Below are 20078 nucleotides of genomic sequence, written 5' to 3' on the forward strand. Positions count from 1 at the left end.
CGCATCGCACAAAGGTGCGTTGACAGCACGCATCCGCTTGGGCATTGGGCGCGCCTCGCTTCACCACGAGCGACCGCTTCTTACCGGAAGCGCAGACCTGATGGACAGGTGGCCGAGTGGTTAAAGGCAGCAGACTGTAAATCTGCCCGGGTTTCCCGTACGCTGGTTCGAATCCAGCCCTGTCCACCAGTTTTACGGAGCAGAAATCGCGCGGGGCGCGATTTCCCGTAAAACTCCCGGAGCGCCAGCGAAGGGCTTCTTCCCCCCGATCCGCCCTTCACTGGTGCCGGAAAAGCTTCTCGAAGCCTGCGTTTTCCTTCGTCATCTTGGCGACCTTGCGCAGATAGGTGCGGACGTGGCGGTCGAACCGGATGTCGTCGTGCAGCCCGGTCGCGGGATAGTCGTCCTGGCCGATCAGTGCCTTCAGCCGCGCGGCGAACGCGACCCGGTCGTCGACGCTGTCATCGCCCTTCAAGGTGCGGCAGACCCATTCCTCGGCCGCGGCCTTGTCGAAATCGTCGCGCGCTTCGTACCCGCGCCGGTCCGCCGCCGCCTGATCGAGCCGCGCCGCCGCGTGCCGACGCTCCAGCCAGGTGCGGACCACCGCTGCGTCCCAGGGTTTCGTCGGTGTCGTCATCGTTCATTTCCCCGGCGGTGCGCGGTGGTTTGCATAGGACGTAGCGGATCGCTCGGCTACAGGGGGCGGCGAGACGACAGGTGAAGCGAGCCATGGCCAGACGTTCGAAGCAGGACCCCTATGATCACCTGAAGCCGGAGGACGACGCCCCGGCCGCTCCGGTGCCCTGCTGGCTATGCGGCCGACCGACCGGCAGCACGATCGTCTGGCATCATCCCGTGCCCAAGAGCCGCGGCGGCAAGGACGTGGTGCCGATGCACCCGATCTGCCAGCAGACGCTGATCGCCAACTTCACCAATTCCGAGCTGCAACGGCACGGGATGGACGTGACCGGCCTGCTGGATAACCCGAACATCCGGAAATTCGTCGACTGGGTCGCGAAGAAGGACCCCGACTTCACCGCGACGCTGACGAAGAAGCAGCGCTAGCTTATCTTCCCCCGCGCATAATCCTGCGTGCCTACGGTGATGGCGTGATCGTCCTTCAGCACCGCATCGACCGGGATTGCCGGCTTGCCGACGATCTCGTCGTACAGCGGCGCGAAGTCGGTTTCGACGGTCTGGCGCAGCAGGTCGTCGAAGCTGTCGATGACGAAGTACGTCTGCTGGAAATCGTCGATCCGGTAGTCGGTCTGCATCACCCGCTTCATGTCGAAGCCGATGCGGTTGGGACTAGGGTCGTCGAGCGCGAACTTCGATTCGGAAAAGCTGGAGACGATGCCCGCGCCGTAGATGCGCAGCCCCTCGGGCTCGGCGACCAGGCCGAATTCGACGGTGTACCAGTAGAGGCGCGCGAGCTGCTTCAGCGACCCCAGTTCCAGCGCGCGCAGGCCGCCGCGGCCGTAGGCGGCGAGGTAATCGGCGAAGACCGGGTCGGCCAGCATCGGGACATGGCCGAACACGTCGTGGAAGACGTCGGGCTCCTGGAGGTAATCGAGCTGGTCGGGCCGGCGGATGAAATTGCCCGCGACGAAGCGGCGGTTGGCCATATGGTCGAAGAACACGTCGTCGGGGACCAGGCCGGGGACGGCGACGACGCTCCAGCCGGTCAGGTCGGTCAGCCGCGCGCTCAGTTCCTCGAAATCGGGGATGCCCGGCTTCGACAGCTTCAGCACGTCCAACCCGCGCAGGAACGCTTCGGACGCACGACCGGGCAGCAGTTTCGCCTGGCGCTCGAACAGCGTATCCCAGGTGGCATGTTCCTCGGCCGTATAGTGCGACCACTCCTGCGGGATCGTCCAGTCGGCGTTGGCGCCCGGCGGCGGGGCGGCGAGTACGTGGGTGTCGTCGGCCATGACCAGGGATTAGCATAGTTGCAAATGATACGATACCGCGCGTTTCGCTGGCTCCTCGCGCTGCCGCTGATCGCGATCGCGCTGTGGGCGACGGCGGCGGCGGTCGGCGGATGGTGGCCGGTCAACCGCGACTGGCGCCAGGCCGGCACGGGCATCCGCATCTACGTGATCGACAACGGCATCCACACCGGGATCGTCCTGCCGGCGGACGGATGGGGGGACATCGTCCGCCCGCGCGACTTCGCCGATCCGCGCTATGCCTGGCACCGCTGGCGCAGCTTCGGCTGGGGCGATCGCGCCTTTTACGTAGAGACGCCGACGTGGCGCGACCTGCGGCCGATGACGGTGATTCGCGCGGCATTGGGCAGCGAGCGCACGGTGATGCACGTCGATGCGCTGGCCGAGCCGGTGCCGGGCCCCGACGTGCGCTCGGTCATCCTGCGGCCGGAGGAATTCGCCCGACTGAGTGCGTTCATCCGCGCGAGCTTCGCCGGCGGGGCCACGACCGCGGGCTATGGCCCGGACGATGTCTTCTATCCCGCGCACGGCCGCTACAGCGCGATCCGCACCTGCAATAGCTGGACCGGGGAAGCGCTGCGCCACGCGGGCGTCCGTACGGCCGCGTGGACGCCAACTTCCGCCAGCGTCATGCGTTGGTTGCCGCAATGACCGCGCTCCTGCCCCCGCCGCCGCTGACCCTGACCTTTCGCGAATGGCCGCGCGCGGCAATGACGGTCGCGCGGCTGGCGCTGCGCTGGCGGCGGCTGGATGCGGGCCAGTCCGGTGACGGGCGGCCGGTGATGATCCTGCCGGGGATGTTCAACAGCGACCGGTCGAACGTCGCGCTGCGCACCTACCTGCGTCGGATCGGCCACGACGCGCGCGGCTGGGGGCTGGGGCGCAACTTCGGGTCGCGGACGGTGGGGATGGAGGCCGAGCGGCTGGTCGCACAGGTCGCATCGCTGGCGGCCGAGGCGGGGCAGCCGGTGACGCTGGTCGGCGTGTCGCTGGGCGGCATCATGGCGCGGCTGGTCGCGCACCGCCGGCCCGATCTGGTGCGCGAAGTCGTCACGATCAGTTCGCCCTATGCCGCGCATCCCCGCGCGACGCGGGTCTGGCGCGCGTTCGAGCTGCTTACGGGCGAGCGCGTCGACGACCCGCATGTGGCGGCGCTGGCGACCGAAGTCGTCCGCCCGCTGCCGGTACCGGGAACCGCGATCTGGAGCGCTTCGGACGGCCTGGTCGCAGGCGCGGCGTGCCGCGGCGGGGATTGTCGCGAGATCGAAGTGCACAGCGGGCATCTGGCGGTGCAGCTGCACCCGGACGTGCTGGTTGCGGTGGCGAAGACTTTGGGTACGCCCCCAACCCCCGTCATCTCCGCGAAGGCGGGGATCAATTCTGGCTGACTTCTCGATTCACAACGGGAACCAGCGCCTATTTATCCCCGCCTTCGCGGGGATGACGGAGATGGCTTCATCACACCGGCGGCCTTAGTGCACGCGCCCGTCCTGCGCGGCGACATACCCATCGTACGACCCGCAACCCTGCGGGTCCTTGCGGCAGCGCTTCTGCCAGTCGCGGCGTTCCCGGCCTTCGCGCGCTTCGGCTTGGCGCATCCGGCGGCCATAGTTGCGGTCGGCTTCGTCCTGGCTGGTGGTCGCCCAGTCGGCGGCCTGGCCCGCCGCGCGCACCGGCAGGGTGACCAGATCGACCGCAGTCTTGGCGATGCAGCCCGACAGGCCGAGCGCGGCGAAGGGCAACAGGATCAGGACTTTACGCATCGATACAGGCCCCCAAGGCTCAACGCAGCCGGCGAGCGTCGCGGGCGCTAGACCCATCTAGCGGAAAGTCGGTGAAAAAACCATCGACGCCGAGTTCGAGATAGCGCGCGATTTCATCGCGTAGCCGCCCGTGTCCGCGCGGATCGATGCCGCTGCGCAGCGATGCCGGCAGGAAGAAATTCTCCGCCCGGAACGTCCAGGGGTGGACCTTCAGCCCCGCGGCATGGGCATCGGCGACCAGGCTTGTCGGCACCGCGTCGCCGTCGCGGATCATCGTCTTGTTCGGGCCGATACCGTAGGCATAGGCGGCGATCGCGGTCAGCCCGGCCGGCGTCGCCATCGCGGCATAGTTCGGCTGCGTGCCGTCGGCCGGCGCGCCCTTTGCATCCATCAGCTGGATCAGGCGGACCCTGGTCATCCCCTTCAGCCGCTTCAGGTTCGCGACCTCGAACGACTGGATAAAGACCGGCGCATCGGCGCGGTCCCAGCCGGCCGCCTTCAGTTGCGCGACCAGCGGCGTGTCCGTCTCCAGCCCGATCGACGCGAAATAGGTCGGGTGCTTGGTCTCGGGATAGACGCCGACCTTGTGCGTTTTGGCGAGCGCGATGATTTCGGCGAAGGTGGGCACGTCGAATTTGCCATCATGCGCCGTCCCGCGCAGCAGCGGCAGCCGCTCCTTCGCGCGCAGCGTCTTCAGTTCGGCCAGCGTGAAATCCTCGGTGAACCAGCCGGTCACGCGTGCACCGTCGATCGTCTTCGTCCCCTTGCGCGCGGCGAATTCGGGATGCGCGGCGACATCGGTCGTCTCCGAAATCTCGTTCTCGTGCCGCGCGACCAGCACGCCGTCCTTCGTGGGGACCAGATCGGGTTCGATGAAGTCGGCGCCCTGTTCGATCGCCAGCATGTAGGCCGCGATGGTGTGTTCGGGGCGCAGCCCGCTGGCGCCGCGGTGGGCGATGACGATGGGGTCCGACATCGCGCCACTGTGCCCGACCGCGGCGAGCAGAACCAGCGCCCATCCTGCCGACATGCGACTGTCCTTTCGTCCCGGATACCTGACCGGGAACAAGCGTTAGCGTGGCTGTCATCACGGGACCAGTCACTTGCGCCTATCGACCATCCGAGCCGTTATCGCCGCCGGGGCTTGCCAAGCCCGGTCGCTGCCCGCATCGCCCACGGCCCGGTAGCGGAAGGGTTGACCATGGCCGATAACGACAGCGTCCTGACCGCCGCGCGCGCGTGGCGGGGCGAGCCGCTTGCGCTGGCGACGGTCGTGTCGACCTGGGGCTCGGCGCCGCGCCCGCGGGGCAGCCATATGCTCGTCCACGCCGATGGCCGGTTCGAAGGGTCGGTGTCGGGCGGCTGCGTCGAGACAGACATTCTGGCGACCGCGGCCGACGTGATCGCCGGCGCCCCCGCCGTCGTGAAGCGCTACGGCGTGGCCGATGCCGCGGCCTGGGAAGTCGGCCTGCCGTGCGGCGGCGAGATCGCGGTACTGGTCCAGCCGGTATCGGCGGAGGGCTTCGACCCCGAACTGTTCGACCGCATCGACGACGCGCGCGGGCAGGGCAAGGCGCTGGTCGTGGCGACCGACCTCGCGACGGGCCATAGCGACCTTCGCCCGCTCGAGACCGGGGAGGCGTTCGTCAACCGCTATGATCCGCCGCGGATGCTGCTGATCGTCGGCGCGGTGCAGATCGCGCAATCGCTCGCCGCGCTTGCGGCCACGCTCGGCATCCGCACCGTCGTCATCGATCCGCGCGCGCGCTTCCTGACCGAAGAGCGGTTTCCCGGCGTCACGCTCGATGATCGCTGGCCCGACGAAGCAATCGCCGCCTACACGCCCGGCCCCTCGACCGCGGTGGTGACGCTCAGCCACGATACCAAGATCGACGACCCCGCGCTTATCGCCGCGCTGGCGACCGACGCGGCGTACGTCGGCGCGCTCGGCAGCCGCCGCAGCCACGCCGCCCGCCGAGAGCGACTGGCTGCGGCCGGGCTGACCCCAGACCAGATCGACCGCGTCGACGGGCCCGTCGGGCTCGACATCGGCGCGGTCGGCCCGGCCGAGATCGCACTGTCGATCGCCGCCGCCATGATAGGAGCGTTCAATGATCCGCGCTGAAGATACTGTCCTGATCCTGCTGGCGGCGGGGCGCTCGTCGCGCTTCGAAACCGGCAACAAGCTGGAGGCGGAGTTCCTGAAGAAGCCGGTCGGGCTGCACGTCGTGACCGCGCTCGAGGACATCCCGTTCAAGGACCGCTTCGTCGTGCGCGACGGCTGCTCGCTCGATTTCCAGGGGTACCACGTCCTCCACAACGACCAGCCGCAGGACGGCATGGCGCGATCGGTGCGGATGGGGGTCGAAGCTGCGAAGGGCGCAGGCGCAAAGGCGGTGCTGATCGCGCTCGCCGACATGCCGCGCGTAACTGCTGCACATATCTATCGCCTGCTGGAGGCGGCGGACTCGGACGATGCGGTCGTGGCATCCAGCGACGGCACCCAGCCGCGCCCGCCGGCCGTGTTCGGGGCGGGGCGGTTCGACTTCCTGATGTCGCTGGAGGGCGACGCCGGCGCGCGCGACCTGGTTCAGGCGGGCAAGCACGTCGTGACATCGCCCGCGGAACTGATCGACATCGACACGCCGGAAGACCTGGAGGCGCTGCGCGCGCTGGTCCACGCGCCCGAACTGACGATCACCCGGCCACAGGGGTAAAGCTCCGTCATTCCCGCGAAGGCGGGAATCCATCTCCCGCGCTTGCCAAGAGGACAGTCCGCGAGGTGGGTCCCCGCCTGCGCGGGGACGACGGGTTTGTGGCTGCCGTGCGTGAACCGGTGTCCGCCTTCGCGGGTTGCCCGCCCTTACTCGTGTCGCAGCGCGTCGATCGGATTCAGCGCCGCCGCGCGCCGCGCCGGAAAGAAGCCGAACACGACCCCGATCACCGCCGAAATCGCAAAGGCGATCAGGTTGATCTGCAGGTCGAACGTCCACGGCACCTTCATCAGGGGCGTGATGCCCGCGATGGCCAGCTGCGCGATGCCCAGGCCGACCAGCCCGCCGAGCATCGAGAGCACCACCGCTTCGACCAGGAACTGCAACAGCACTTCGCTTGCCACCGCGCCGATCGCCAGGCGGATGCCGATCTCGCGCGTACGTTCGGTCACGCTCACCAGCATGATGTTCATGATGCCGATGCCGCCGACGATCAGGCTGATCGCCGCGACCGCCGCGACGATGTTGGTCAGCATCGTCGTCGTGCCGGTCAGCGTGTCGCTGATCTGCTTGGTGTCGAAGATGTTGAAATCGTCCTGCTTGCCGCCCGAGATGTTGCGGCGTTCGCGCAGCAGGTCCTCGATCCCCGACTGGACGGTGCTGGTCGAAAAGGCGGTGTTTACGCCGACCAGCATCAGGCGGATGTCGCGATTGCCGGTGAAGCGGCGCTGCACCGCCTTCAGCGGCATGATGACCACGTCGTCCTGGTCGCCGCCGAACCCCTGCTGCCCGCGCGTCGTCAGCACGCCGATGACGTCGCAGCTGATCCCGTTGATCCGCATCCGCGTGCCGACCGCCTGGCCCCCGCGGTACAGGTTGGTGTAGACGGTGTTGCCGATGATGCAGACGGCCTTCCCCGCGGCTTCCTCCGCCGGCATGAAGGTGCGGCCGGTCGTCAGCGGCCACGGCTGGACCTGGAAATACGCGGATGTCGTGCCGTTGATCGTCGTCGACCAGTTGCTGCCTTCGTAGATCGCGGTGCCGGTCGCCTGCGCCTGCGGGGCGACGGCGGTAACGCCGGTCACCTGGCGGCGGATGGCGTCCACATCCTCGGGCTTGAAGTCGGGCGGCCGCGGCCCCCCGCCACCGCGACCGAAGCCCTGGCCGGGGCGGATCTGGAGGACATTCGTGCCCAGCGCCGAAATCTGCGCCTGGACGGCCGACGTGGTCGCCTTGCCGAGCGTGACCATCGTGACGACCGCGCCGACGCCGATGACGATGCCGAGGATGGTCAGGAACGAGCGCAGCAGGTGGCGCCGGATCGAGCGGATCGCGAGGATGAAGGTGGTGCCGAGCATTACGTCCTCGTGCTCCCGCGCAGGCGGAAGCCCAGGGTTACAAGGGGCGTAGCTTGCGGCTCTAGGCTCCCGCCTGCGCGGGAGCACCGGTGGTTTTTGGTCACGCCGCCACCTCCGTCTTGCGCTCGATCCGCTCGACCAGGCCATCCTTGAAATGCACGATGGTTCGCGCGAACGCCGCCATGTCGGGTTCGTGCGTCACCATCAGCACCGTTATCCCCGAATTCCTGTTGAGGTCGGTCAGCAGTTCCATGATCTCGACCGAGCGCTCCGAATCGAGATTGCCGGTCGGTTCGTCCGCCAGCAGCACGTCGGGCTGGGTCACGATGGCGCGGGCGATGGCCACGCGCTGTTGCTGGCCGCCGGACAGTTCGGCGGGCGTATGGTCCCACCAGTTGGCAAGGCCGACCTTGTCGAGCGCCGCCATGCCCAGCTCGCGGCGCGTCGTCTTGTCCTCGCCGCGGTAGAGCAGTGGCAATTCGACATTCTCCAGCGCGGACGTGCGCGACAGCAGGTTGAAGCCCTGAAACACGAAGCCGAGATACTTGCGTCGCAGCAGCGCACGCTGGTCGCGGGTCAGCGTCTCGATAGGGTGGCCGCGGAACGTGAAGCTGCCGCCGCTCGGCACGTCGAGGCAGCCGAGGATGTTCATCGTCGTCGACTTACCCGAACCCGACGGCCCCATCACCGCGACGAAATCGCCCGCCTCGATGTCGAGGTCGACGCCCTTGAGCGCCTGGAACATCGTCGCGCCGGCGCCATAGGTCTTGGTGACGCCGCGCAGGGAGATGATGCTCACAACTCCCTCTCCCCTCCGGGGAGAGGGGGCGGGGTCTCGCATAGACGACGGTCTCGGTGAGACACCTGCCCCTCTCCCAACCCTCTCCCCGCGGGGGAGAGGGCTTTGCAGGCGTTACTGCCCACGGCCACCTCCACCGCCGCCCGAGCGCCGGCCCGACCCGCCAGCCTTGGTCTGCGTGTCTGCATCGCTCGCCATCTGTCCGGTGATGACCTGCATCCCCGGCTTCAGGTCGCCGCCGATGACTTCGGTCATCTGGCCGTTGGTGTCGCCGGTCACGACGCGGACCTGCTGCGGCGTGCCGTCGGCGCCCTTCACATAGACGGTCTGCTGCGCACCGCGGCTGGTCGACACCTGGCGTTCGTTGCCTTGTCCGCGGCGGGGGCCGCGCATCACCAGCGATCCGGCGATCCCGCTGTTGCCGCCCTGGCCGCCGGCCGCGGGGCGGAAGCGGAGTGCGGCGTTCGGGACCAGCAGCACGTTCTGCTTCTGCGTCGTCACGATGTCCGCGGTCGCGGTCATGCCGGGGCGTAGCGTCAGGTCGGGGTTCGCGACGCTCAGGTCCGCGGCATACGACACGACCTGGCCGGTGGTCGCGCTGGTCGTCGTCGCGCTGCTGGACGACGACGCGCTGCTGACCGTCAGGTTGGAGCCGAGATCGACGCGCGTGATCTGTGCCGGAAAGGTGCGTCCCGGAAAGGCGTCGACCGTGAAGGTGGCCTTCTGCCCCGTCTTCACTTCGCCCACGTCGGCCTCGTCGATCGAGACTTCCAGCTTCATCTTCGACAGGTCTTCGGCGATGACGAACAGCGTCGGGGTGTTGAACGACGCCGCGACCGTCTGGCCGGGATCGACCGCGCGGGCGAGCACGACGCCCGACACCGGCGACCGGATGATCGCGCGCTGGCGCTGCGTCTGCGACTGGGCAAGCTGGGCCTGTGCGGCCGTCACATTGGCCTGCGCGACCTTCAACGCGGCGACCGCGCGGCTGTAATTGGCGCGGCCGGTCTGCAATTCGGCTTCGGAGGGCACACGCTTGTTGGACAGGCGATAGACTTCCTCCAGCCGGTTGAGCTGCGCCTGCGCCTCCGCCACCGTCGCTCGGGCCTGCGTCACCTGCGCCTGGTTGGCGGCGATCTGCGCCTGGCTGGCGCGGATCTGGTCGTCGATCTGTTCGGGATCGATGAGCGCGAGCGCCTGACCCGCGACGACCCGGTCGTTCACGTCGGCGACGACGCGCGTGACCAGCCCCGACAGTTGCGACCCGACCGTCACCTGGTTGGTCGGGGCAAGCTTGCCCGTCGCCGATACCGATACCGTCAGGTCGCCGCGCCTGGCGGCCTCGGTCGAATATTCGGGCGCGGCGTCACCCTTGAAGCAGCGGCTGACCAGCAGGCCGAGCAGCACGATGCCGACGATGATCGCCGCCCATTTGGCATAGCGCCGCCACGGCTTCACCGGCTTCACGCCCAGGAAATCGTCAGTCGTCTCGGTGGTCGTGGCCATCAGCGGTCCTGCCGTATGCGTTCGGGTGCTTGGGGTGCACCGGCCGCGGCATCCCAGCCGCCGCCGAGCGCGAGGTAGAGCTGGACGAGCGCGGTCGCTTCGTCCGACTGCGCCTGCGTCAGGCCGTTGCGCGCGCTGAGCAACGCGGTTTCCGCCTGCGTCAGCGTGATGAAGTCGGTCAGGCCGGAGCGATATTGCAGCCGCGCGAGCAGCGCGGTCGAATTGGCCGCATCCAGCGCGGTCGTGAACTCGCGCTGCCGCGCCCGCGCGGTGTCGAGCGCGACGACGGCGGTCTCGACATCCTCCAGCGCGGTCAGCACCGTGCCCTTGTAGGCGGCAAATGCGGCGTCGGCGGCGGCTTCGTTCGATCGCACCTGCGCGCGGGCGCGGCCGCCATCGAAGATCAACTGGGTAATCCCGGCGAACACCGACCCGATGACCGTGTCGAACAGCCCGCCGATGCCGGATGCGTTGGTGCTGATGTTCCCGCTGATCGCCAGCGCCGGATACAGTTCGGCCGCCGCGACGCCGATCCGCGCGGTGGCGGCGGCCAGGCTGCGCTCGGCCGCCAGCACATCGGGCCGCTGGCGCAGCACGTCAGCGGGGATGCCCGCGCCGACGATCGCCGGCCCCTTCGGGATCGCCCGCACCGCCGCCATGTCCGCCTTCAGCGCGCTCGGTGCCTGGCCGGTCAGCACCCCCAGCCGCGACACCGTGCTGTTGTAATTCGCCTCCAGCGTCGGGATGGTCGCGGCGGTCTGTGCGCGTTGCGATCGCGCCTGTTCGCGGTCGAGGCTGGAGACGAGCCCCGCCTGCACGCGGAAGCCCGCGATCTCCAGATTGTCGTCCTGCAGCCCCAGGCTGGCGCGCGCGTTCGCCAGCTGCGCCTGTGCCGCGCGCGCGAGGATATAGTTGCGCGCGATCTCGCCCTGCGTCGACAGGATGACGGTCGCCAGGTTGTAGCCCGACGCCTGATACTCCGCGCCGCTCGCCTCGACCGTCCGGCGGATCTCGCCGAACAGGCCGAGCTGGTAGGACACACTGGCACCAAGCTGGAAATTGTTCGAATTGCCGCGCGAGATGTTGGTGACGGTACCGTCTGGTAGCACGATCGTCGATGATCCGCCGATCACATTCTGGTTGCGCGTGTACCCGCCCGATCCGTTGACGTTGGGCAGCAGTTGCGCGCGCGACTGGACCAGCGCCTCGCGCGCCTGCCGCAGCCGCGCGACGGCCTGCGCCACGTCCAGGTTGGTGTCGGCGGCGGATGCGACCAGCCGCTGGAGCAGCGGATCGTCAAACCGCGTCCACCACTGCGTCAGATCCTCGCGCACCGGAGTCGTCGCCACGGAAAAGGCCGCCGGCACGCCGAGCTGTTCTGCGGTGCGTGGGCGATAGTCGGGGCCCACGGTACACGCGGAAACGCTCGCCGCGAGCAGGGCCATGGTCATGCTACGCTTCATCGCCGACAGATGTGCCGGGCGGGGCGAGCGGCGTCCAGCACGAAACTGTCGCGGTTTGTCGCATGGACATTTTCGAATTGTCTGAGGACTTGCTCCCGCAATCATGCTGCCGCAAAAGCCCGTCGACAGCTAGGAGAGGCGAGTGTCCGACGTTTACCGCGTACCTGAGGACTGGGCGCGCCACGCGCATGTCGATGCGGACAGATATGCCGCGCTGTATGACGCGGCGGCGAGCGATCCTGACCGTTTCTGGCTCGACCAGGCGCAGCGGCTCGACTGGATCGTGCCGCCGACGGTCGCCGACGAAAGCTCGTTCGACGAGGCCGATTTCGGCGTGCGCTGGTTCGCCGACGGGCGGCTGAACGTCGCTGCCAACTGCCTCGACCGGCATCTGGCGAGCCGCGGCAACGCCATCGCGCTGATCTGGGAACCCGACGCGCCCGAGGAAGAGCCGAAGCGCTTCACCTATCTGGAGCTGTTCCAGCACGTCTGCCGCTTCGCCAATGTGCTGAAGGCTGAAGGCGTCGCGAAGGGCGACCGCGTTACCATCTACATGCCGATGATTCCGGAAGCGGCGTTCGCGGTGCTGGCCTGCGCGCGGATCGGCGCGATCCATTCGGTGGTGTTCGGCGGCTTCTCGCCCGATGCGCTGGCCGGCCGGATCGTGGATTGCGATTCCAGAATCGTGGTCACCGCCGACTGCGGCCGTCGCGGCGGCAAGACCATTCCGCTGAAGGCCAATGTCGACGCGGCCGCCGAACGCGCGCCGAGCCTGGAACGCGTCATCATCGTCAGGGCGACCGGCGCCGACGTGCCGATGACGCCGCGCGATGTGTGGTATCACGAGGCCGCGGACACCGTCTCCGCCGACTGTCCGGCCGAGCCAATGGACGCGGAGGATCCGCTGTTCATCCTCTACACCAGCGGGTCGACCGGTAAACCGAAGGGCGTGCTGCATTCGTCTGCCGGCTACCTGTTGTGGGCCAGCCTGACGCACCACTGGTGCTTCGACTATCGCTCCGGCGACGTGTGGTGGTGCGCGGCCGACATCGGCTGGGTGACCGGCCACAGCTACATCCTCTACGGCCCGCTGGCGAACGGCGCGACGACGTTGATGTACGAAGGTTTGCCCAACTGGCCCGACGCGAGCCGCATCTGGCAGGTGGTCGACCGGCACAAGGTGCACACGATCTTTACCGCGCCGACCGCCTTGCGCGCGCTGATGAAGGACGGCGACGACTTTGTCGGCAGGACCGACCGGTCGAGCCTGAAGCTGCTCGGCACGGTCGGCGAGCCGATCAATCCGGAGGCCTGGCGCTGGTATCACGACGTGGTCGGCGAAGGGCGCTGCCCGATCGTCGATACCTGGTGGCAGACCGAGACAGGGGCTGCGATGATCGCCCCGTTGCCCGGCGCGACCGACCTGAAGCCCGGCTCCGCGACGAAGCCGTTGCCGGGTGTCCACCCCGAGTTGGTCGACGAGACGGGCCAGGTTCTCGACGGTGCCGTCAGCGGCAACCTGTGCATCACGCGCAGCTGGCCGGGGCAGATGCGCACCGTCTGGGGCGACCATGCGCGATTCTTCCAGACGTATTTCACCACTTATCCGGGCAAATACTTCACCGGCGACGGCTGCCGGCGCGACGCGGACGGCTATTACTGGATCACCGGCCGCGTCGACGATGTCATCAACGTCAGCGGCCACCGCATGGGCACCGCCGAGGTCGAGAGCGCGCTGGTGCTCCACGCAAAGGTCGCCGAGGCCGCAGTCGTCGGGATGCCGCACGATGTGAAGGGGCAGGGCATCTACGCCTATGTGACGCTGAACGCGGGCGTGGACTCGTCCGACGATCTGCGTGCCGAGCTGCGCCAATGGGTCCGCAGCGAAATCGGCCCGATCGCGACCCCCGACGCCATCCAGTTCGCGCCGGGCCTGCCCAAGACCCGCTCGGGCAAGATCATGCGCCGGATCCTGCGCAAGATCGCGGAAGGCGACGTGTCGTCGCTGGGCGATACGTCGACACTGGCCGATCCGGCGGTGGTCGATGATCTGGTGGCGAACCGGGTGGGGTAGGTCAGTCGTCGGTCAGGACGTCTAGGTCCTGGCCGGCTCCCAGGATGCCGAGGATCGTGACCTGGCCATCGTCCACGCGGTAGCCGATCACGTAGCGCCGCTTGTAAGGAATTGTTCGCAGATAGGGACGGCTTTCGGGGCGCGGTGTTCCCCGATGAGGGAACGTGGCAAGGCTATCGCACCTTTCGGTCAGCGCGGCGACGACTCTGTCAGCGGTGTTGCTACCGGCCTGTTCGACAAGCCAAGCATGTATTTCTTCAATTCGTGCCAGAGCCTCGTCGGAGTAGCGAACCCTCTTCAACCGCGAATGCCGAGACGCGCCTTGACCTCGTCCGACGAGTAGAATGTCGTTCTGCGTGCCTCGACCGCATCATAAGCAGCAGCCAGAGGGCCGGCAATCCACGCCTCTAACTCCGGATCCTCGTCGGTCACCGCTTCCAGTCCTGCCGTCACCGCGTCGCTCAGGCTGTCGAACCGTCCCGAACTTACTTGATCGCGCACGACCGAAGCAAGGCTGCTTGGGACATCGACGACAAAACGTTCCGTGGTAGTCATGGGCTCTACTCCTCGCGACGAATATACGCGCGGCAAGCGTCGTCGTCGAGGTGTCCCTACAGCCCCCGCCCGAAGGTATAGCTGACGCCTGCACCCGCCGACCACTGATTGCGGTCGCCGAAGCGGCGCGTCACCGGGGAGTCCGCGGCATCGCCGACGATCCGGTCGTACTTGGCGTAGCCGAACAGGCCCCAACGCGTCGTCAGCTGGCGCAGTGCGCTGCCGGTCGCGCCGACCATCACCATCGAGCCCGGCCTATAGCTGGCGATGCCGGTCGCCAGCGTCTCGCGCGGGGTCACGCCGAAGTATGCGCGTGCGTAGCGGGCATCGGCCAGCGTCACGCGCGGGCCGACCGACCACAGCCAGCGGTTACCGTCTCGCACGACGTAGTCGAGGCCCGCCATGCCGATCAGGCCCTTGTGTCCGCTCACGCCCTTGCGCGCCTCGACCCGCGCGCGGATCGACGGGGTCAGCGCCAGCGAGGCGGCCCCTCCCAGCTCGACCGAGAAGCCGACTTCGTCCAGCCCGCCGGCATCGCTGCGGCGGCGCTTGCCTTCGAAATTGAGCGCGGGGCCGAACGCCAGCCCGTCGCGGTCGTAGAGCGAGAAGCCGGTGCTTTCGTCGGGCGCCTCGAACCGGAAATCGGCGTCGCCGCGTGCGCGCGAGACGTCGATGTACGGCCGCACCGCCATGCCGTCCGCGCCGGGGTAGCGGGGGACCAACTGCGGGCCCAGGATCACGCGCGTGCGGCGGGGTTCGTCGGTATTGGCGTCCTGCGCATAAGCGGGGAGGGCGAGTGCGGCGAGCATCGCCGCGACGAGGGCCTTATTGACCACGATCGAGCGTATCGCTGGGGCTGCGGGCATCGCCATCCTTCTGGTGTTCGGTCGACAGGTTCGGGCTCGGCTGCGTTTCCGTGGCAGGCCGGTCCGCGATCGGCTTGGCGTCGGGTTCGGTCGAGACGTTGGCCTTAAGCTGCGTCTCGGTATGCTCGTGCGCCATCGCGGCTCTCCTTGTCACAGCGGCGTAACGATCCCGCGGGTCACACGATCCATCGCCACACCCCGGCCGCCCAGCCGGCGAGCGGGATATGCGCCCAGGTCGCGGCCAGCCACAGCACCACGCCGCCGCCGATATCGTGTCCGCGAAAGCCCCCGATCCGCCCGCGCGCCGCGAACGGCCAGTAGCTGGTCCGCGCTTCCCACGCCGGCCACAGGTCGGGCTGCAACCGCGCCTTCTTGATGTCCTGCAGATGCGCGCCGACCAGTGCCAGCACGATGATCGCAGCCGCCAGCACGGTGTTGGCCGGCGTCGGCAGCACCAGGATATGGACGACGCCCCAGACCGCGAACGCCCACATCATCGGGTGACGCGTGATGGTGAAGACACCGCGCGGGGTCGGGGCGGGCTTCGCTGCTCCGTTCGGGTCGGGCAGCGCCGGATTGCCGATCAGGGAGCCCATGAACAGGATGCTCGCCAGCAGCATCAGTACGGTAGCGATCGCCCACAGGCCGTCGCCGACGCTCCAGAACGGTGCCTCCGCGGGCGCGGCGCGATAGGCGGCGACCAGCCAGCCGAGCGTGGCAAAGGCGACGAGGCTGTAGACCCCCAGGAACCCGCGCTCGCCGATCCGCGCGACGATGGCTGCGCGCAGCGGATGCGACAGGAGGAAATGGGTGCCGACGAACGCGGTGGCGGCAATGGCAACCCAGGTGATCGACGCCATGACAAGCCTCCTCCGACGCGTGGTCGCCGGGGGAGGCTACGCCATCACTGGACGCCGTGCATCCACTTCTTGAGCACCGGCGACAGCAGCAGCAGGACGATGCCGATGCCGACCGACACCAGCCCGATCGTCCAGAATACGCCGTTGTAGGTGTCCAGGCTGACCTTCAGGTTGGTCACCTGCCCGCCGACCGTCTCGACCGACGCGACCTGCGCGACGACGCCCGCGACATATTGCGCGACCGAAATCGACAGGAACCACAGGCCCATCATCAGGCCGACGATGCGGGCGATCGACAGCTTGGTAATCATGCTGAGCCCGACCGGCGAGATGCAGAGCTCGGCCAGCGAATGGATCAGGTAAAGCCCGGCCAGCCAGCCCAGCGCCACCTTGAAGTCCGGCCCCGCGAACTGCCCGCCCCAGACGAGGAACAGGAAGCCCAGGCCGACGCCCATCAGCGCGATGGCGAACTTCACCGGGATCGACGGCTCCAGGCCGCGCTTGGCGAGACTCGCCCACAGCCACGCCATGATCGGCGCGAAGAGGACGATGAACAGCGCGTTGAACGTCTGCGTCTGCGCCGCCGGCATCTGGTAACCGAGGATGTTCAACTCGGTATTGCGGTCGGCGAACAGCGTCAGGCTGGACCCGGCCTGTTCGAACAGCGTCCAGAACACGGTGTTGAAGGTGATGAGCACCATCGCCACGACCATCATCTGGAATTCGGCGCGGTTGCCGCTCATCCACGACCAGATCAGGATGCCCGGGACCGACAGCAGGAAGGTGCCGAACAGCAGCTTGCCCATCAGCGGCAGCGCGATGACGTATCCGACGATGCCCGATCCTTCCGCCGCGGCGGTCGCGTTCATCAGGTTGACGAACAGCAGGTAGAAGAGCGGGATGCCGAGCGTCGCGGCAGCATAGATGCCGAGCGCCCGGTCGGCGCCGGCGCGCTTGGGCGGCTCGCCATAACCGCTCAGCTTGCCGCCGTCGAACTGGATCAGCGCCCACGACGCGAGCATCCCGATCGCGGCCAGGCCGAAGCCCGCCCACCAGCCGACCGTGACCGCCAGCAGCGGACAGAAGAACTGGCTGAGCAGCGAGCCGAGGTTGATGCCCATGTAGAAGATCGTGAAGCCTGCATCGCGGCGGCGGTCGCCCTGCGCGTACAGCTCGCCCACCATCGTCGAGATATTGGGCTTGAAGAAGCCGTTGCCGACGCTGACCATGCACAAGGCGATCAGCATGACCGTCACGTAGAACGGGCTGCGCGCGCCGTCCGACACGAACGCGCCCGGTGCGACGCGCTGCGCTTCGGAGCCGTCGGGGCTGAGCAGAGACACCGACTTGTCGTCGTTGCCCTTGATCGTCAGCCGCTCGGCGCCTTGCGTGATGTAGCGCGTCTCGGCGCCGTCCGCGCCCTTTTCGACCGTCACTTCATAGCGCTGGCCATCGATCGTCGCGAACGGCTTGGCCGTCTCGCCGCCAAAGCACAGCGTGAAATAGCCGAGCGCCATCAGCACCGCGCCGAATTTCACTGCGCGCTTGGACCCCAGATACTGGTCGGCCAGATACCCGCCGATCAGCGGCGTCAGATAGACGAGCGCGGTATAGCCGCCGTACAGCCCGGCCGCCTGCCGGTCGCCGAACAGGAAATGCTGCGTGAGGTACAGCATCAGCAGCGCGCGCATGCCGTAATAGCCGAACCGCTCCCACATCTCGGTCGAGAACAGCCGCGCCAGCTGGCGCGGGTGACCGAACCAGGCCTTCTGGTCGGTCGGATCGACGTGGCTGATGTCGGGCTCTTGGCGGCTGTCCGCCGTCGGGCTGTCGACCAAAATGGAGTCTCCCTGGATACCGGGACGGCTGCGAACACACGCGCCGTCCGTGCTTATGGTGCCGGACCCTAGGCAGAAATCGGCGGGTGTAAAGCGGGTGCAGTCGCAGTCGCGGGTCTGCTAGAGGCTGCGCCCATGTTCAACGACCTGACCACGCCGCTGTCGTTCCTCGCCACCCGCCGCTCGGGCAAACCGCGCGACATGATCGCGCCGGGGCCGGACGCGGACCAGTTGCGGGCCATCGTTTCACTGGCCGGCCGCGTGCCCGACCACGGCAAGCTGGCTCCCTGGCGGTTCGTCGTCGTCGGACCGGACCGGCGCGACGCGTTCGCCGCTCTGCTGCAGGCGGCGTACCGCATCGACAAGCCCGACGCCGGGCGGGCGGAAACCGACGCGATCGACCAGTTCGCGCACCAGGCGCCGACACTGGTCGTCGTGCTGTCGAGCCCGAGGCGCGACAGCAAGATCCCGCTGTGGGAACAGGAATTGTCCGCCGGTGCCGCCTGTATGCAGCTGCTGAATGCGGCGGGCGCGCACGGCTTCGTCGGCGGCTGGCTGACCGGGTGGGCGGCGTTCTCGCCGACCGTGCGCGACGCGTTCGGAACCGAGGACGAGCGCATCGCCGGCTTCGTCTTCATCGGCTCGCCCGCCCGCCCGCTCGACGAACGTCCGCGACCGGACATGGGGCAGATACTGTCATTCTGGCAGGATTGACGCTCCGGCGGAACGCTGTATTATGACAGCATGGCAGTATCTGACGAAAGCCCGGTCTATCTGAAGCTTCGCGCCGGAATCGCCGCGGCGATCCTGCGCGGCGAATATCGCGCCGGCGACCAGCTGCCATCGGTGCGGGCCTATGCCGCCGACCAGGGCGCCAATCCACTGACCGTCGCCAAGGCCTATCAGAGCTTTCAGGACGACGGCTATGTCGAGGTCCGTCGCGGCGTCGGCATGTTCGTCCTGCCCGGCGCGGTCGAACGCCTGCGCACCGCCGAGCGTGACCGCTTCCTGACCGGCATGTGGCCGCGCGTGCGCGAACATATCGACCTGCTGGGACTGGACCCGGCGGAACTGCTGGACCGCGAGACCGCCTGAGTCCGGCCGGGGGCGACCGGCTGCCCCCCCCCCAATCGCCTTGCCATCGCGTGCCGCCCATGCTTCCTCCGCGCGGCATGACCGACAGCTTCCGCTTCGACGCCTGGCATCTCGACGCCGCCGACCGGCGCCTGACGCGCGACGGGGCGGCGGTGGATGTCAACGCGCGCTATCTCGATGCGCTGGTGCTGCTGGTGCGCGAGAACGGCCGGCTGGTGACCAAGGACCGGTTCCTTGACGAGGTCTGGCACGGCGTGCCGGTCACCGACGAAGCGCTGACCCAGTGCATCCGCACGTTGCGCCGCGTGCTGGGCGACGATGCCAGCCGTCCGCGCTTTATCGAGACGGTACCGAAACATGGGTATCGCTTCGTCGCGGCCGTGGCCGATCCGACGGCCGACGCTGATGTCGTCGTTCCGCCCGTATCGATCACCGCCGCCGCGATCGGCGAGCGGCGACGCGACACGCTGCTGCTCGGCGCGGCGGGCACCGTCGGGGCGGGGATGGCGGGGCTGATCGGCGGGCTGATCTATGGTTTTGCCGGCGCCGTGCAGCCGGGACAGGCCGGCCCCGGTGCGGCGTCCGTGCTGGTCGTCATGCTGTGCCTGACCATCCTGATCGCGGTGCTGGGCGGGGTCGGCGTCGCGTTCGGGATCGCGGTCGCTACGCGGCTGGGTGATCCGCGGTGGAGGGTCGCCGGCGGCGCGGCTGGTGGGATGGTCGTCGGCGCGGTCGTGAAGCTGCTCGGGATCGATGCGATCACGCTGCTGTTCGGGCGACCGCCGGGGAACGTCACCGGCGCGGCGGAGGGGCTGGCGCTGGGTGCGGCGGTCGGTCTGGCGGCGTGGCTGGCGACCCGCACGGCGCTGCGCCGCGCGATCCTGGCGGCGGGCGTGATCGGCGGCATCGCCGGCGCGGCGATCGTGCTCACCGGCGGGCGGATGTTCGCGGGCAGCCTGATGCTGTTGTCGGATGCGTTTCCGGGATCGCGGATGCGCTTCGACGGGCTGCTCGCGCTGACCGGCGACCGCCTGGGCCTCGCCCTCACCGGCGCATTCGAAGGCGGGCTGTTTGCCGCCTGCCTGGTCGCGGCGATCACGCTGGCCGAGCGGACGCTGGCGGCGGGCCGGCGGGAGCGGACGGTGGGGGCCTAAGCCGGCTCGCACCCGGATTGCAAAGTTGGATTTTTCCTGCGCACCTTCGGCCCCAACGGCCGGTGTCGCGGCCGGTCTTCAACC

Annotated in this window: 23 protein-coding genes and 1 tRNA gene; 10 read left to right on the forward strand and 14 right to left on the reverse strand. The window is 68.3% G+C overall.

What is annotated here, in order from left to right; genetic code table 11:
• Nucleotides 1–102: 102 nt before the first annotated feature.
• Nucleotides 103–189: transfer RNA gene (locus ASE86_RS04965), tRNA-Tyr, on the forward strand.
• Between the two features lie 88 nt (nucleotides 190–277).
• Here ASE86_RS04965 and ASE86_RS04970 read toward each other — a convergent pair.
• Nucleotides 278–637, reverse strand: coding sequence for a hypothetical protein (locus tag ASE86_RS04970; protein WP_200911487.1), 360 nt, complete (start codon nucleotides 635–637; stop codon nucleotides 278–280).
• Nucleotides 638–729: 92 nt separating this feature from the next.
• On the opposite strand from ASE86_RS04970, the gene ASE86_RS04975 reads away from it, so the two are divergent.
• A complete protein-coding gene (locus ASE86_RS04975) occupies nucleotides 730–1065 on the forward strand; it encodes a hypothetical protein (protein ID WP_056426651.1) in 336 nt (111 codons plus the stop codon).
• On the opposite strand, the gene phhA is transcribed toward ASE86_RS04975, so the two are convergent.
• The gene (gene phhA / locus ASE86_RS04980) at nucleotides 1062–1931 is read right to left on the reverse strand and encodes a phenylalanine 4-monooxygenase (RefSeq protein ID WP_056423129.1); all 870 of its coding nucleotides are present in this window, start codon (nucleotides 1929–1931) and stop codon (nucleotides 1062–1064) included. The two genes, ASE86_RS04975 and phhA, sit on opposite strands and share 4 nt — an antisense overlap.
• 24 nt (nucleotides 1932–1955) lie before the next feature.
• On the opposite strand from phhA, the gene ASE86_RS04985 reads away from it, so the two are divergent.
• Together ASE86_RS04985 and ASE86_RS04990 are read left to right on the forward strand one after the other, a co-directional pair.
• A complete protein-coding gene (locus ASE86_RS04985) occupies nucleotides 1956–2600 on the forward strand; it encodes a TIGR02117 family protein (protein ID WP_082441677.1) in 645 nt (214 codons plus the stop codon).
• Nucleotides 2597–3337 carry an alpha/beta fold hydrolase gene (locus ASE86_RS04990; protein WP_056423132.1) on the forward strand — a complete coding sequence of 247 codons (741 nt, stop codon included), beginning with the start codon at nucleotides 2597–2599 and terminating at the stop codon, nucleotides 3335–3337. Before ASE86_RS04985 ends, ASE86_RS04990 begins: the two co-directional genes overlap by 4 nt.
• A gap of 84 nt (nucleotides 3338–3421) precedes the next feature.
• On the opposite strand, the gene ASE86_RS04995 is transcribed toward ASE86_RS04990, so the two are convergent.
• Together ASE86_RS04995 and ASE86_RS05000 are read right to left on the reverse strand one after the other, a co-directional pair.
• Nucleotides 3422–3712, reverse strand: coding sequence for a hypothetical protein (locus tag ASE86_RS04995; protein WP_056423135.1), 291 nt, complete (start codon nucleotides 3710–3712; stop codon nucleotides 3422–3424).
• 19 nt (nucleotides 3713–3731) lie between these two features.
• A complete protein-coding gene (locus ASE86_RS05000; protein ID WP_056423138.1) occupies nucleotides 3732–4742 on the reverse strand; it encodes a glycerophosphodiester phosphodiesterase in 1011 nt (336 codons plus the stop codon).
• A 171-nt stretch (nucleotides 4743–4913) separates the two neighbouring features.
• On the opposite strand from ASE86_RS05000, the gene ASE86_RS05005 reads away from it, so the two are divergent.
• Both ASE86_RS05005 and ASE86_RS05010 read left to right on the forward strand, forming a co-directional pair.
• Nucleotides 4914–5837, forward strand: a complete 924-nt coding sequence (locus ASE86_RS05005) for an XdhC family protein (protein ID WP_056423141.1) — start codon at nucleotides 4914–4916, stop codon at nucleotides 5835–5837.
• Nucleotides 5824–6429 carry an NTP transferase domain-containing protein gene (locus ASE86_RS05010; RefSeq protein WP_056423143.1) on the forward strand — a complete coding sequence of 202 codons (606 nt, stop codon included), beginning with the start codon at nucleotides 5824–5826 and terminating at the stop codon, nucleotides 6427–6429. The genes ASE86_RS05005 and ASE86_RS05010 overlap by 14 nt, the downstream gene beginning before the upstream one ends.
• A 146-nt stretch (nucleotides 6430–6575) precedes the next feature.
• Here ASE86_RS05010 and ASE86_RS05015 read toward each other — a convergent pair whose 3' ends face one another.
• The 4 genes from ASE86_RS05015 to ASE86_RS05030 all read right to left on the reverse strand — a co-directional run bounded on the left by ASE86_RS05015 (nucleotide 6576) and on the right by ASE86_RS05030 (nucleotide 11534).
• Nucleotides 6576–7784, reverse strand: a complete 1209-nt coding sequence (locus tag ASE86_RS05015) for an ABC transporter permease (RefSeq protein ID WP_056423146.1) — start codon at nucleotides 7782–7784, stop codon at nucleotides 6576–6578.
• A gap of 100 nt (nucleotides 7785–7884) precedes the next feature.
• Complete coding sequence (locus tag ASE86_RS05020; protein ID WP_056423149.1) at nucleotides 7885–8625, reverse strand: ABC transporter ATP-binding protein; 741 nt, start codon at nucleotides 8623–8625, stop codon at nucleotides 7885–7887.
• Between the two features lie 72 nt (nucleotides 8626–8697).
• The gene (locus ASE86_RS05025) at nucleotides 8698–10089 is read right to left on the reverse strand and encodes an efflux RND transporter periplasmic adaptor subunit (protein WP_056423152.1); all 1392 of its coding nucleotides are present in this window, start codon (nucleotides 10087–10089) and stop codon (nucleotides 8698–8700) included.
• Nucleotides 10089–11534 carry an efflux transporter outer membrane subunit gene (locus ASE86_RS05030; protein ID WP_235524070.1) on the reverse strand — a complete coding sequence of 482 codons (1446 nt, stop codon included), beginning with the start codon at nucleotides 11532–11534 and terminating at the stop codon, nucleotides 10089–10091. The genes ASE86_RS05025 and ASE86_RS05030 overlap by 1 nt, the downstream gene beginning before the upstream one ends.
• Nucleotides 11535–11694: 160 nt before the next feature.
• On the opposite strand from ASE86_RS05030, the gene acs reads away from it, so the two are divergent.
• On the forward strand, nucleotides 11695–13626 hold the full coding sequence (gene acs / locus ASE86_RS05035; protein ID WP_056423158.1) for an acetate--CoA ligase: 1932 nt from the start codon (nucleotides 11695–11697) through the stop codon (nucleotides 13624–13626).
• Nucleotide 13627: 1 nt separating this feature from the next.
• On the opposite strand, the gene ASE86_RS15635 is transcribed toward acs, so the two are convergent.
• The 6 genes from ASE86_RS15635 to ASE86_RS05055 are packed head-to-tail and all read right to left on the reverse strand — an operon-like array spanning nucleotide 13628 to nucleotide 17745.
• Nucleotides 13628–13927 carry a type II toxin-antitoxin system RelE/ParE family toxin gene (locus ASE86_RS15635; RefSeq protein WP_162233307.1) on the reverse strand — a complete coding sequence of 100 codons (300 nt, stop codon included), beginning with the start codon at nucleotides 13925–13927 and terminating at the stop codon, nucleotides 13628–13630.
• Nucleotides 13924–14181, reverse strand: coding sequence for a hypothetical protein (locus ASE86_RS05040; protein WP_056423161.1), 258 nt, complete (start codon nucleotides 14179–14181; stop codon nucleotides 13924–13926). Before ASE86_RS05040 ends, ASE86_RS15635 begins: the two co-directional genes overlap by 4 nt.
• 56 nt (nucleotides 14182–14237) lie before the next feature.
• Nucleotides 14238–15017, reverse strand: coding sequence for a MipA/OmpV family protein (locus ASE86_RS05045; RefSeq protein WP_162233308.1), 780 nt, complete (start codon nucleotides 15015–15017; stop codon nucleotides 14238–14240).
• On the reverse strand, nucleotides 15007–15183 hold the full coding sequence (locus tag ASE86_RS15910) for a hypothetical protein (protein ID WP_156347029.1): 177 nt from the start codon (nucleotides 15181–15183) through the stop codon (nucleotides 15007–15009). The genes ASE86_RS05045 and ASE86_RS15910 overlap by 11 nt, the downstream gene beginning before the upstream one ends.
• Nucleotides 15184–15223: 40 nt before the next feature.
• Nucleotides 15224–15907: an NnrU family protein gene (locus ASE86_RS05050; RefSeq protein WP_056423168.1), complete on the reverse strand. Its 684-nt coding sequence runs from the start codon at nucleotides 15905–15907 to the stop codon at nucleotides 15224–15226.
• Between the two features lie 44 nt (nucleotides 15908–15951).
• Complete coding sequence (locus ASE86_RS05055) at nucleotides 15952–17745, reverse strand: peptide MFS transporter (RefSeq protein ID WP_056423172.1); 1794 nt, start codon at nucleotides 17743–17745, stop codon at nucleotides 15952–15954.
• 135 nt (nucleotides 17746–17880) lie between these two features.
• On the opposite strand from ASE86_RS05055, the gene ASE86_RS05060 reads away from it, so the two are divergent.
• From ASE86_RS05060 to ASE86_RS05070, 3 genes are read left to right on the forward strand one after another with little or no spacing between them, the layout of a single operon-like run.
• On the forward strand, nucleotides 17881–18459 hold the full coding sequence (locus tag ASE86_RS05060) for a nitroreductase (RefSeq protein WP_056423174.1): 579 nt from the start codon (nucleotides 17881–17883) through the stop codon (nucleotides 18457–18459).
• A gap of 30 nt (nucleotides 18460–18489) precedes the next feature.
• Nucleotides 18490–18840 (forward strand): GntR family transcriptional regulator, encoded by a 351-nt coding sequence (locus ASE86_RS05065; protein ID WP_056423177.1) that lies wholly within the window; start codon nucleotides 18490–18492, stop codon nucleotides 18838–18840.
• A gap of 59 nt (nucleotides 18841–18899) precedes the next feature.
• Nucleotides 18900–19994, forward strand: a complete 1095-nt coding sequence (locus ASE86_RS05070; protein WP_082441680.1) for a winged helix-turn-helix domain-containing protein — start codon at nucleotides 18900–18902, stop codon at nucleotides 19992–19994.
• Nucleotides 19995–20078 lie beyond the last annotated feature (84 nt).

The organism is Sphingomonas sp. Leaf33 (assembly GCF_001421785.1).
GTDB lineage: Bacteria > Pseudomonadota > Alphaproteobacteria > Sphingomonadales > Sphingomonadaceae > Sphingomonas.